10 protein-coding genes are annotated in these 12,883 nt (G+C 36.5%); 2 read left to right on the forward strand and 8 right to left on the reverse strand.

What is annotated here, in order from left to right:
- Positions 1–85 precede the first annotated feature (85 nt).
- The 5 genes from LF887_RS21975 to hutH form a co-directional block, all read right to left on the reverse strand.
- Positions 86–970, reverse strand: coding sequence for a lipid A biosynthesis acyltransferase (locus tag LF887_RS21975; protein ID WP_236856382.1), 885 nt, complete (start codon positions 968–970; stop codon positions 86–88).
- Positions 971–1,091: 121 nt separating this feature from the next.
- The gene (locus LF887_RS21980; protein ID WP_236856383.1) at positions 1,092–1,346 is read right to left on the reverse strand and encodes an acyl carrier protein; all 255 of its coding nucleotides are present in this window, start codon (positions 1,344–1,346) and stop codon (positions 1,092–1,094) included.
- Between the two features lie 4 nt (positions 1,347–1,350).
- Complete coding sequence (locus LF887_RS21985) at positions 1,351–2,571, reverse strand: beta-ketoacyl-[acyl-carrier-protein] synthase family protein (RefSeq protein ID WP_236856384.1); 1,221 nt, start codon at positions 2,569–2,571, stop codon at positions 1,351–1,353.
- Between the two features lies 1 nt (position 2,572).
- A complete protein-coding gene (gene fabG / locus LF887_RS21990) occupies positions 2,573–3,304 on the reverse strand; it encodes a 3-oxoacyl-ACP reductase FabG (protein WP_236856385.1) in 732 nt (243 codons plus the stop codon).
- A gap of 81 nt (positions 3,305–3,385) precedes the next feature.
- Positions 3,386–4,906, reverse strand: coding sequence for a histidine ammonia-lyase (hutH, locus tag LF887_RS21995; protein ID WP_236856386.1), 1,521 nt, complete (start codon positions 4,904–4,906; stop codon positions 3,386–3,388).
- Between the two features lie 98 nt (positions 4,907–5,004).
- Between hutH and LF887_RS22000 the strand changes: the two genes are divergently transcribed.
- Complete coding sequence (locus LF887_RS22000) at positions 5,005–6,261, forward strand: NAD(P)/FAD-dependent oxidoreductase (RefSeq protein ID WP_236856387.1); 1,257 nt, start codon at positions 5,005–5,007, stop codon at positions 6,259–6,261.
- A 33-nt stretch (positions 6,262–6,294) separates the two neighbouring features.
- On the opposite strand, the gene LF887_RS22005 is transcribed toward LF887_RS22000, so the two are convergent.
- The 3 genes from LF887_RS22005 to LF887_RS22015 form a co-directional block, all read right to left on the reverse strand.
- Positions 6,295–6,900 carry a hypothetical protein gene (locus LF887_RS22005; protein ID WP_236856388.1) on the reverse strand — a complete coding sequence of 202 codons (606 nt, stop codon included), beginning with the start codon at positions 6,898–6,900 and terminating at the stop codon, positions 6,295–6,297.
- Positions 6,901–6,976: 76 nt separating this feature from the next.
- Complete coding sequence (locus tag LF887_RS22010) at positions 6,977–8,269, reverse strand: phenylacetate--CoA ligase family protein (RefSeq protein WP_236856389.1); 1,293 nt, start codon at positions 8,267–8,269, stop codon at positions 6,977–6,979.
- Between the two features lie 67 nt (positions 8,270–8,336).
- Entirely contained in the window at positions 8,337–10,025 is a 1,689-nt protein-coding gene (locus LF887_RS22015) for a M23 family metallopeptidase (protein ID WP_236856390.1), read from the reverse strand.
- 231 nt (positions 10,026–10,256) lie between these two features.
- Here LF887_RS22015 and LF887_RS22020 point away from each other — a divergent pair, with 231 nt between their 5' ends.
- Positions 10,257–12,881, forward strand: coding sequence for a hypothetical protein (locus LF887_RS22020; RefSeq protein ID WP_236856391.1), 2,625 nt, complete (start codon positions 10,257–10,259; stop codon positions 12,879–12,881).
- The last annotated feature ends 2 nt before the right edge of the window (positions 12,882–12,883 follow it).

Here is a 12,883-nt window from a genome sequence, read left to right on the forward strand (position 1 = left end):
CGATGCAGCTTATAAATCTTAAATTTTCAATAAATCTTAATAGTTGTTAGTTTTTTGTTAGTTTTAAGGGTAAAAATAGAAAAAATTAATCAACATCATCCCAAAAATCAAAGTAATTAAACCATTGAAGGGGATATTTTTTTACCATAGTCTCCAGATTTTGAACGTAAGACTGCAAAAGTCCCTGTGAATCTCTGTTTTTTATATTTTGGGCTACTCTTGCATACAGGTGATAATGAAGGTTCTTTTCTTTCATTACATACACATATACTACCGGTACTCCCAACCTTGATGCAATAAGGAATGGCCCTGCCGGAAATTTCGCACTTTTGCCCAACAAATCAGCTTCCAGATACTTCGATCCTTCAAAATAGCGATCCCCGGTAAAGCAAATCAGTTCATTATTTGACAACGCCTGATTGATCTCAAAAATATGAGACATATCGTCTTTTACATAAATAAATTTGATATTACTTTTTTTAACGGCAACACTTTCCAGGTATTCTTTGATCACGGTAACTTCCTGATCTGTAGTCACCAGATTAATCTGGCATTCGAAATCAATGTCAGCAAAAAAGTGCTCTGCAATTTCAAAATTACCAATATGAGCACTGATCAGAACTCCGCCTTTTTTAGCTGCCAAAAGATTCCTTAGGTTTTCAATACCGTCAAATTCGTAGGTATATTTCTCTCTCAGGCCGGCAGTAATGGCCGTTTTATCAATCAGAACTTTTCCGAAAGTAAAATAACTTTTAAATATGGAACTTATTGATTTCCAATAACTATAATTCAGTCTTTTTCGGAAATAATAAAGAATGTATTCGTTACTCTTCTTCTGAAACAGAGAGTAATAGGCGGCTACAAAATAAAGCACACCATATGAACTTCTGATTCCGATATTTCTAATACACCAGACGAATATTCTGTATCCGAGTACTGTTCCTTTAGATTTACCTTTCCATTTGTTCATAGATAGAATTTAATATAACAGAGAACCAATGTAATAATACCTCTTTTAAAAGTGATCGTTACCGAAACACTGTGATATTATTACATTGGTACATTTTATAGAATAAAGATTGGCTCAATAACTACGCGTTTTTTTCAGCAATCTTATCTTCAATCGTTGTATAGAAGTCATTGAATGTCACCATTTTCTTGAAATCGGCTTCTCCTAATTTCACTCCGAAATTGGATTCAATCACGACGACCATGTCGATATAATCCAGGCTGTCTAAGCCCAGTGTATTTTTAAGGTTGGCATCATTACTGATTTCGTCTCCGTCTACTTCGAATTCATTGACCAGAAAATCATTAACGATGGCAACAATTTTTTCCCTTTCCATGTTTTTAATCAAATTTTTTAACTATTAGTGCAGAATTGGTTCCCCCAAACCCAAAAGAATTCGACAAAAATACATCAATTTTTTGATTTTTTGTTTTTGCGACCAAATTTATCCTTTGTGCTTCATTATCAGGATTTTCCAGATTAATATTTGGAGCGACAAAATCGTTCTGCATCATCAGAATTGAGTAGATAACTTCACTTGCACCTGCCATCCAGCACTCGTGTCCGGTCATAGATTTGGTAGAGCTTACAGGAACTTCACTGCCGAAAATCTCGTAAATTGCTTTTGCTTCATTGGCATCCCCAATAGGAGTAGAAGTTGCATGAGCATTGATATAATCAATATCAGAAGCTTTTAACCCTGACTGTTTAAGCGCTCTGTCCATTGCCAAAGCTGGCCCGTCCACATTTGGGGTTGAAATATGTCCTCCGTTTGAAGAGAAACCATATCCAATAATTTCAGCAATAATAGGCGCTCCTCTTCTTTGGGCAGATTCTAAACTTTCCACGATCAAAGTAGCGGCACCTCCGCTTGGGATCAATCCGTCTCTTTCTAAGTCGAAAGGTCTGGATGCTTTTGTTGGTTCATCTTCTCTGGCTGAGAAAACGCCCAATCCATCAAAGCTCGCCATAGAATATTTATTGGTTTCCTGAGCTCCTCCACAGATAATCATATCCTGCAAACCATTCTTGATCATCACATAAGCCAGTCCCAATGAGTGTGAGCCACTTGCACATGCTGCACTTATGGTAAGATTGATCCCTTTCAGCCTAAAGATCGTAGAAAGGTTCATGGTTACTGTAGAGTTCATTGATTTAAAGATCGCTCCCGATCCCATCAATGTTGTATCTTTCTTTTCTCTTGCTATATCAATAGACTCTACTACCGCCTTGGAAACACTGTCATTTCCATATAAAATTCCTACCTCATGAGAATCTAAAAACTCTTCATCCAGATTTGCCTGCTTCAATGCATCAAGGGTAGCCAGATAAGCATATTCGCTTTCTTCACCCATACTGATACGCTGGCGTCTGTTTAAAAGATTCTTCAGGTCCGGTTTTGGAACAACACCTGTAAGGCCTGATCTGAAGCCAAATTCTTTTCTTTCTTCGTCTAAAACAATTCCGGATTTTCCTTGATATAGGGATTCCCTGACCTCTTCTAAAGATGTCCCGATGCAGGAATAAATTCCCATTCCGGTAATTACAACCCTATTTTCCATTTTATGAATAAATTCCTCCGTTAATATTAATCACTTCTCCTGTAATGTATGAAGCTTTTTTAGACGCTAAAAATGCCACAAGGTCAGCTACTTCTTCTGCTTCTCCAAATCTGTTGGCAGGAATCATTGCTTTCAATTCTTCTTCATTGAATTCCTGGGTCATATCGGTTCTGATGAAACCAGGAGCTACAGCATTCACAGTAATATTTCTTTTGGCAACTTCCTGAGCAAGAGCCTTTGTAGCCCCTACCAATGCTCCTTTCGCCGCAGAATAATTCGTTTGGCCAGCAGTTCCTTTTACTCCTGAAACAGAAACCATATTGATGATCCTTCCGTATTTGTTACGAAGCAGTTTTTGGATAAAGAAATTCGTCACATTGAAAAACCCGTCCAGACTTGTATTGATCACACTGTTCCAGTCTTCTTTCTGCATCCACATAAAAAGACCATCCCTCGTGATTCCGGCATTATTGACAAGTACTTCTACCAATGCCTCGGGGTTTCTCTCCTGCCAACCTGTTAAAACAGATTGTGTCTCTTCGGTATTTCCTACATCAAATTTAAGAATTTCTCCTGTAGCACCCAATTCTTCTACTTTAGCCAATGTTTCTTTTGCTGCCGTTTCATTTGAAGCGTAGTTGATGAGGATATGATAGTTTTTTTCTTCAGCCAGTTTTATACAGATTGCCCTCCCGATTCCTCTGGAGCCACCTGTTACAATTGCACATTTCATGCGTTAGTGTTTATATCGTTTTTAGTTTTTTTAAGTTGAGTATCATGTCTTTCTTTAAAGACTATTCACAGCTGTGAATAGTTACATTCCTTTCAGATATTTCTTTACTTTCTCCAGATACGGATACATGACCATATCATCTGAGAAAGCAGGAATTATTTTTCTGATGTCATCATACAATTCTTTTGTAGAGGATGAAACCTTATCCTGGAACCCAAGATATTCAACAGCCTGAATAATCGTAATGGCTTCAATGGCCAATACTTCAAAAGCATTTTCAATCACTTTTCTGCAGATCACCGCAGCATTGGTTCCCATGCTAACGATATCCTGGTTATCGTTATTGTTTGGAATACTGTGAACATACATAGAATTCGACAGCATCTGACTTTCTGCCGTAGTAGAAGTCGCTGTAAACTGCACTCCCTGCATCCCAAAATTGAAACCTAATTTACCTAAATTTACAAAAGGAGGTAAAATTTCATTAATTTTAGCATTCAGAAGATAGTTCAACTGTCTTTCTGCAAGCATTGTCAATTTGGTTACCACAATTTTAAGTTTGTCCATTTCCAAAGAGATATAGTCTCCGTGGAAGTTTCCTCCGTGATAAACGTGTTGATCTTCAACATTGATAATCGGGTTATCATTGGCTGAATTGATCTCATTTTCAAGAACTTTTTCTGTATATTCCAAAGTATCCAATACCGGACCTAAAATCTGAGGTACACATCTTAATGAATAATATTCCTGAACTTTTTCCTTGAATACTTTTTCCTGTTCTTCAAAATGGGTATAAAGGTGATCTTCTCTTTTTCTGATCAGCTTACTGTCTGCAAGGTGAGCACGCATTCTTTCTGCCACTTTCTGCTGACCGTAATGTTTTTTCGTTCCATTCAGAGCTTCTGATAAATGATCATCATAAGCCTGTACAATCTCATTGATAGCACAAGAAAGTCTAAGAGATATATCTGTAAGCTGATTGGCTTTATAGGCATTCACAATACCGATTCCTGACATCACCGAAGTTCCGTTCATTAAAGCAAGACCTTCACGGATCTCTACTTGTATCGGTTCTAAGCCTTCAATTTCAAAAACTTCTTTGGTAGATTTTCTTTCTCCTTTATAAAATACTTCTCCTTCTCCTATCAGTACCAAAGCAAGGTGAGCCAGCTGAACAAGGTCGCCGCTTGCTCCTACTCCTCCATGTTCAAATATCAATGGGGTAATATCTCTGTTGATAAGCTCCTTAAGAAGATAAACAACAGACTGGTGTACTCCTGAATTCCCTAATGATAAGGTATTCAGTCTTGCCAGCATACATGCTTTCACTTCGTCTGCAGGTAAAGGATTTCCAATGCCTGAAGAATGGCTCCTTATCAGGTTATATTGCAGCTGGTGGGTATCTTCGTCACTGATTTTAAACTGAGCCATAGGCCCAAAACCGGTGTTTACACCATATATTACTTTATTTTTTGAAAATTCCTTTAAAAACTGAAAACTTTTATCCACTCTTGATAAAAGTGATTCATCCAGTTCTATTTTTTCATTCCCAATGATAATTTTTTGAAAGTCTTTCAGTTCTAAAAAGTTATTTATTTTCATCAATTAAAAGTAATAGTTGATAATTTTGTAAAATATTAATTATTTGTCACTAATTTTGCGGCAAAGATAAAAGTTATTATTAAAATAAAAAATCAAAGATGAGCAAAGAATTTGTTGACGTTCTTGTAATCGGAGCTGGACCTTCCGGATGCGTCTCTTCTTCTTACCTGAAGAACAATAACGTCAGCGTAAAAGTGGTCGAAAAGACACGATTCCCAAGATTGGTAGTCGGAGAAAGCTTAATTCCAAGGGTAATGGACCACTTTGAGGAGGCCGGACTTTTCCCTGCATTAGACAAAATGGGCTTTGAAAAAAAGCTGGGAGCACGCTTCCTTCGCGGCGACGAAGTCTGCATCTTTGATTTCAGCAACAAATTCGGGGAAGGCTGGGACTGGACCTGGCAGGTTCCGAGGGCTGATTTTGATAATACTCTTGCTCAAGAGGTCATTAATAAAGGAATTGATCTTGAATTTGAGACTGAAGTTATTGACATCAAATTTGACGGAACAGATTCTATAACGACGGTAAGAACCAAGGATGGAGAAACAAAAGAGATCCATGCTAAGTTTGTTATTGATTCCAGCGGTTATGGAAGGGTACTGCCTCGTCTTCTTGATCTTGAAAAACCTTCAAAACTATCGCCTCATTCTGCTATTTTCTCTCATGTAAAGGACAGCAACAGAGAACCGGGTGAAGAAGGCACTTTAATTTCTTTTGATATTATTGAAACAGAAGTATGGCTATGGGTAATTCCTTTTTCCAACGGAAATACAAGTTTAGGAATTGTAGGGCCAACAGATTATATTGACAAATTATCTGAAAACGGAGATGCTGCTGAAGCGTTGAGAAAAGCTATTTCTCTTTCTGATTATTATGTAAAGCGTTTTGGGGATGTAGATTTTCTTTTTGAACCCAAACATCTGAAAGATTATTCTTGCTCTGTAAAGAGTTTATTCGGGGACGGATTTGCTTTAACGGGGAATGCATCAGAATTCCTTGACCCCGTATTTTCTTCGGGAATGGCTTTTGCCACAGAATCCGGAATGCTGGCTGCAAAACTGGCTTTAAGACAATTAAATGGCGAGAAGATCAATTGGCAGACAGAATATTCGGATTATATTTTATACGGAGTAGATGTTTTTACTACGTATGTAAAAGAATGGTATACCGGAAATCTTCAGGAGTTATTTTTCCATCAACCGGAAAACCTAGACGTAAAGAAAAAGATTTGCGCTGTTTTAGCAGGCTATGTCTGGAACAAAGATAATCCTTTTGTGAAAAAGCATGATACAGTGATTAAAAATCTTGCCAACCTGATCAAGTTAGAAAAACAGGAACAGCAAAATCAAGCATAAAAAAACGGTCTGAAAATTCAGACCGTTTTTATTTTATTTTACAACTGCGTTAATTTCTTTTGCTAATTTTTTCCCGGTAATTTCGTAGGCTGCACCTATTCTTCCATATTCCCAGTTAAGATCATCATTCCCTTTATTACCTTCTATTTTATCTGCGATTAACTTCATCACTACTTTTGAGGGATTATCTGTTTCTACAAATGTCAGGTCTGCAGTTAATTTTCCTGGCTGAGTACCCATAAATCCTCCATACCAGCCTGCATATACCCATTTTGTATCAATAATTAAAGTATATTTCGCCTTTACATCACTTTTGAAGTATATCTTTTTTGATTTTCCATTGATTCCTTTAAGAAAGAAATCCAGAAATTCTGATGTTTTATATTTTTCCCATTGAGTATTCCAGCTATCCCAGGTATTTTGACCTTTTTTGGCTGTGATGTCTGCTTTTCTGTTTTCGAGATACTGAGCTTCTGTAAGATTTTTTTCGTGAAAAGTAACATTGTCAAATATGAACTTAACATTCACTTCTTTCTGATCTTTTAAAAAGTCAAAATTCCCCTGTTCAAAATTGATTTTATTTTGTGCAAATGTTGTTGTTGCAATTACTGCGAAAAGCAGCAATAATAATTTTTTCATAGTGTAATAGTTCTAATATTTAAGTGGCCAAAGATATTTAAAAAGGAAGTTTTCAAATGCTCTTTTATATTTAATTTTATCTTAAATCAATAAAAGTAATGGGTTTTCTGCTGTTTGGATTAAAAACAGTTTTAGACAAGATATCAAAATCAATGATTTCAATTTTAGGGCTTACCCTTAATTTTGCTCTAAAGTGATCCCTTACCTCATTGACAAAGCTATCGTGTTCTTCGTTTGTACTCAGTTTAATGATAATTTCGTCAAGACCAATCTCGTTAGCCTGAATGACAATCTGATAGCACAAAATAGTGTTGAAATCATTCAGAATATCATTCATCGCCGGCGGATAAAGTGTTGTTCCTTTATATTTGATCATCTGCTGTTTCCTTCCTACTACAGGGCCTAACCTCATCGTATTTCTTCCGCACTGGCATGGCTCATAGTGAGCTTTTACAATATCCCCGGTTTTAAATCTTAACAGAGGAATCGCTTCCACTCCTAAAGTAGTAATCGTCAGTTCACCATTTTCTCCTTCTTTCACGGGATTTCCGTTATCATCCAGAATTTCTGTAATGATTAATTCCGGGTGGTGATGTCCTCCCATCTGAAACTCACATTCTGTAAAGGCGGTACTCATTTCAGTAGAAGCATAGGTTGAAAAGAGTTTTATATTCCACTTCTCTTTGATCTTCTGCGAAAGAATATTATCTGTAAAATCCTGATTTTTGATACTTTCTCCAATACATACAGCCCCATAGATACTGGAATTTTCATAATCCAATCCATGTTTTTCGGCATAATCAATCATTTTCAGCAGAAAAGAAGGAACGGTAATCAAATATTTAGGTTTGTATCTGAAAATAGAATCCCATTGCAGCTCAGGAATTCCGGGACCCATTCTCACTACACTTGCCCCCATTTTTCTTAAGCCTAAAAAATAAGCAAGACCCGCCATAAACCGCTTGTCTATGGTGGTAATCATCTGAACAACATCTCCTTTCTGAATTCCCGCACAGACAAAAGAGACCGCTTCATTGTAAGCAAGTCTTTCAAGGTCACCGTCAGAAAGCCCGAAAGTAACCGGATCTCCTAAAGTTCCGGAAGTAGTACTGTAATCAACAATCTTATCCGGGGTTATGCAGAAAAAATCATGATTATACTGCTGCAAATCATTCTTCGTGGTCGTAGGAATTCTCTGAAGGTCCTCCAAAGTACGGATATCAGCAGTATGGATATTGTTTTCTTTGAACAATTTCTGATAAAAGGGTGAATGATTTTCAAGATAAGCCAAAAGCTCATGAAGTTTTCCTTCCTGAAACTTTTTTATTTCCTGAATATCTGCTTTCTCGATTGACGGATGAAATTCCAATGATTTTAATTTTTAAAGAGCAAATTTATTTAATTAAAATTAAAAGATTAAAGTATTAAGGCTCTATTTATTTCTGAAACGTAAAAGTTTGCGTATTGGTATTTCCAGCGGTATTGATGGTTGTCACTTTTAAAGTATGAGAACCTGATCCTTTCGGGCATTTTTCATCAAAAGCGTAAACAAAATCATCCTTTACCCGGGCAAAACGAAGCCATTTTCCATCCAATTCTGCACGCAATGAAATAATATCTCCTATTTTCGTTGTTCCTCTTAGCCGTAAAGAGCTGCTGTTGACCAAAGCGCCTCCTTTCCAGCTGGATGAAACGGATGGCAGATTATGATCCGTAATTAATTTCGCATTCCCTAATCTGTTAAATTGTGCTTCAACCTTATCTCCGTTCCATTTCCCTTTTACCACATTGGTATCGCTTCCGTAATTAAGCAGAACTACTACTTTGTCTTTTTCGTCGCTGGTTAATTTTCTACTTGGTTTTATTTTCAAAGTATAATCATCCTGCACCGGAATATATGGATTATGAAGAACAATAGAGTTCGAAACTGAATTCAGATCGGCATCTTGTTTTTCATACATATTAAAATTTACCGCATCATATACTGCATTTTTACTGAAATTAATTTCGGCATTTTCGGTAGTGATTGTTTTCCCTTCATTTGGCATTACCGTTTTACTTGTAGGCGAAGTTTCATCAGCAACTTTACCCAGCTGTACTTTTGTGGCCAGCCGGCTTGTATTTCCACTGACATCTTTTAAAATAATTTCAATATTGTGAATATTCTCATCCTGAAGGTTAATAATTCCTGACCAATTTGGCTGGCTGTAATTCTTAAGTTTCATCCCCGGCAAAGATGATAAGTGCTGAATACTCATTTTATCTCTGACAAATTTGGTATAATCGATGCAGCCATTGATATATCGGGTATCATCATAACTTACTTTATCTATGGAAAAACCATAGACCAGCTTTCCATCCATCAGTAATTCTGCGTGATAAATACCAAGATTAAATCCCTGATTAGCTTTATCTACAGCTTTGATTGCAAAGCTTATCATGGGAGAACTGACTCTCACAACATCAGAGGTATAAGCATTTCCTGCTTTTTTAACGGCAATTGCATTTGCTCCCGGCTCATAGGTGCTGAATCTGCGGTCATACCAATAAAGTCCAGTGATAATGGGAGCTATATTATCGGGAATATTAAAACCAAAAAGCAATGGATTAAGGCATTCTTCTGTTTTGGTATCTCTTATTTCAAAATGCAGATGCGGACCTGCGGATCCTCCGGTATTTCCGCTCAAAGCAATCTGTTGTCCTTTTTCTACAGGAAACTGCCCGGGCTGAAAATTGATGTCCTGTTCCCACTTTTCATCTTTATACTGTTGTTCCTTTACATATTCATCAAGCCTATCGAAGTATTTATTCAAGTGGGCATACACTGTAGTATAACCATTGGGATGCGTAATGTAGACTGCATTTCCAAAACCGTATCGTTCTATTTTTATTCTGCTTACATAACCTTCCGCCGCCGCAACAACCGGTAAATTTTCCTGGCTGTTCGTTCTCAAATCCAGCCCCATATGAAAATGATTGGTCCGGATCGCTCCAAAATTGGCGGCCAGCTGCATGGGGATATTTAATGGATTTCGGAAATAATTCTGTGGATAGGCATTTTGAGCCAGGGCGAAAATACTGCTGACAAAACAGACAATAAGCATTAGTTTAGGAAAAGTCTTCATACAGTATTTGGGTTTATTCTACTTAAATGTACAAAATCCCAGCCAATAAACGATTGTTGCCATAACCTATTTTAAAATCACTTTTATTTTTATACGCCAAGTTTTGTCGTTACCAGCATTGATATTTGCCCTATAAAGGTTCAGATGAAAAATCAGTAGATACTTCTGCTGATCTGAAATGATATACCAACAACCAGAACATAAAAATAATATTAATGAAAAAACTTAAAGATGAATTTTAAAAATCCTTTAAAAGGAATGGACGATTTTGATAAGATAAGTCGGGAAATATGGGCAGATATGAAAGGAGAAAAGGTAGCAACCAACTCCATAGAACCTTTTTTTACAAATCTGTGGGTAGATGAGGGAAAGCTTTTCAGACTGCTTGCTTCTTCAACAGATTTCAACACTTATCTTTTTGATGCAAGGAAAAACTTTATAGACTATTCGCAAGAATTAGAAAAAGTAAACCTGAAAGAAATACCTCCTGTGAAAATTGATAATGTACGAGTGAAGACCAAGATGATTGAGAAATTAGTCATCCAGGAACCTAAAATAGATGCAAAACAATTTCAAAATACTTTTTTAGAACGTATTGATAAAAAGGTATGGGTAAATGTGAGTCCCGGTTATATTGATCCCAAAAAATATACCCATCATACGGAAATAGGAATTAGGGAGAGAAAAATTGACTGTACTATCAACATCCCCTATCGTGACTACAACAGGGAAGCTACACAGACCGCAATAAACGAAGTAGAAACTACAATCAGTTATTCTTCAAAATCTCCTGATGCTATAAAAATCAATCTCAGTGATGTGGAAGATTATATGGATGTTATTACTTATCTTTTTCCTTATCATCGAGAAATGGCACAGATAGGCCTCATTGCTCATTTTGAAGAGGCAGGAAACGGGCTTACCACAGTTGATGATCTGATGTTTTTCTATAATCAGCTTCCTAATTTTGCTCTGACAGGCGTAGGTTACAAAGGAAAAGCAAAGAAGCTTTCAGATGAAATGCTATGGAATCATTTTTTACAGTTCTTAAATTTTGATTCTCAATTGCTTCGTGATGTAGATTCAATAGGAAAAGCGGCTGCTCTGGCAGTAGAGCCTTTCAGAGATAAAAGCCGATATGCCATCCGCATTCTCACAGCTATTTCGGGAGAATTTGTTTATAAAAAGATTAAAAATGATCCTAAGCTCATTCTTCACATTTATCATTCTTTAGATGGAGAAAGTGTGTATATGGGAAAAGGCATTATTTCAGATACCAATCAGGTTGCCCATGGGCAAATGTTTGAAAACAAAGAGCTTTTTGTAATTTATGTAATGGCTTTCATGCAGACTCAGCACGCAATGGATGACGCTCATCAGCCTTTGCAAAGAAGTTCTCTTTTCGCATTGGGAGTCAGCAGAGATTCTGACACCATAGAAAGACATTGTGAACTTACAGGATATTTTATGGAAGGAGATCCTGATAATATTGTCACCTTGATTAATACTGTAAAGGTATTTAATCTAAAAACGAAGGAAATTGAAGCTGAAAATGAGATTGAAAACGGAGAATTCAGACCTCTGGACATGCTGCATCTCAAAGTGTATGAAAAAGCAAAGCTTTCTTCCGGCAAGATTCAAACTCTTGAAACAGATACTGAGGTTCCTGCATTATTTCTTTATCATATCGCTCAAAAGAAGGCAGTAGAGGATGCATTAAGGTGTCTTCGTGTTGCTGCAGATCTTATGGTGATATCAGCCAGTCTTGCGACTATAGAATCCGGAGTATCGGGATTGCCATTATATGTAGCTTATGCAGATATCGGGGTCGCTCTTTCAGATTTTTATATAGAGACTAAGCTCAGAGATGAACTTCAAATGACTACCAAAGGGCAAGATCTTTTAAAATTATGGGATGATATTTATATGGTTCAGGGCGCGACAAATGCCATGGCGAGTATGCTGCCTAAGGCAGAAAAAGCACTGGATGCCACCGTAGAAGTATTGTATACTTCCAGGTATTCAGGTCAACAGGAAAGCATACAAAAGTTAATCAAAAATACATTATATTCGTTTCCTTTAAGGAATTATTCTAAAAATGGATTAAATGTTCTTTTAAAGTCCAGTGTTGAAAATATTACCAGACATTCTTCTGATTTTGAGAAGCTGAGAGTGTTTTTTATTGAGAATGCAGCGAAAGAAATAGGAGTACTTCATAAAGGAAAATTGCTTTTCAAAGGAGAATCTCCTGCAAGGACGGATATTTTTTTAGATTATGTCTATAGAAAAGCAGGTGGAAATTTAGCTAAGCTTGAAGAAGAGTTTGGCAGACTTGCCGGAATGGCAGAGAATGCTACACCACGCATTAGCCTTACCGCAGATGAGTTTAGAGCTGGACTAAAAGTTCTTGAAGAAACTACAATCAATGCTGAAAATGCAATTGATTATATATATGATGTATTACCTTATTTTAATCATCATATAGTTAATGGAGAGGTTGTGATGATTTCAACTTCTAACTGTGTACTTGTAGTTCAAAAAGTAGTAGAATATTTAACGACAGGAAATATTTCAGCAGCTATTCATACTGAAGGTTTGGAAGTTAGTACTCTAGAGACCATTTATCATAATGAATTTTCAGTTACAACCATTGATGAGCTAAAAAGTATTGATAGTATGGCAAATGGTGAAATAGGAATTATATATGGTTACAAGCCTAGCTCTTCAATTAACACAATTGGACATGTATTTAATGTTGTTAAATTAAAAAATAGATTATTATTGTTAGATGGACAAAAAGGTATATTAGCCATGGTAGGAGAATATAAAATATTAGAATATTTAAAAGTAAAGTAGTT

Origin of the sequence: Chryseobacterium sp. MEBOG06, from assembly GCF_021869765.1 — a bacterium.
Lineage (GTDB): Bacteria > Bacteroidota > Bacteroidia > Flavobacteriales > Weeksellaceae > Chryseobacterium.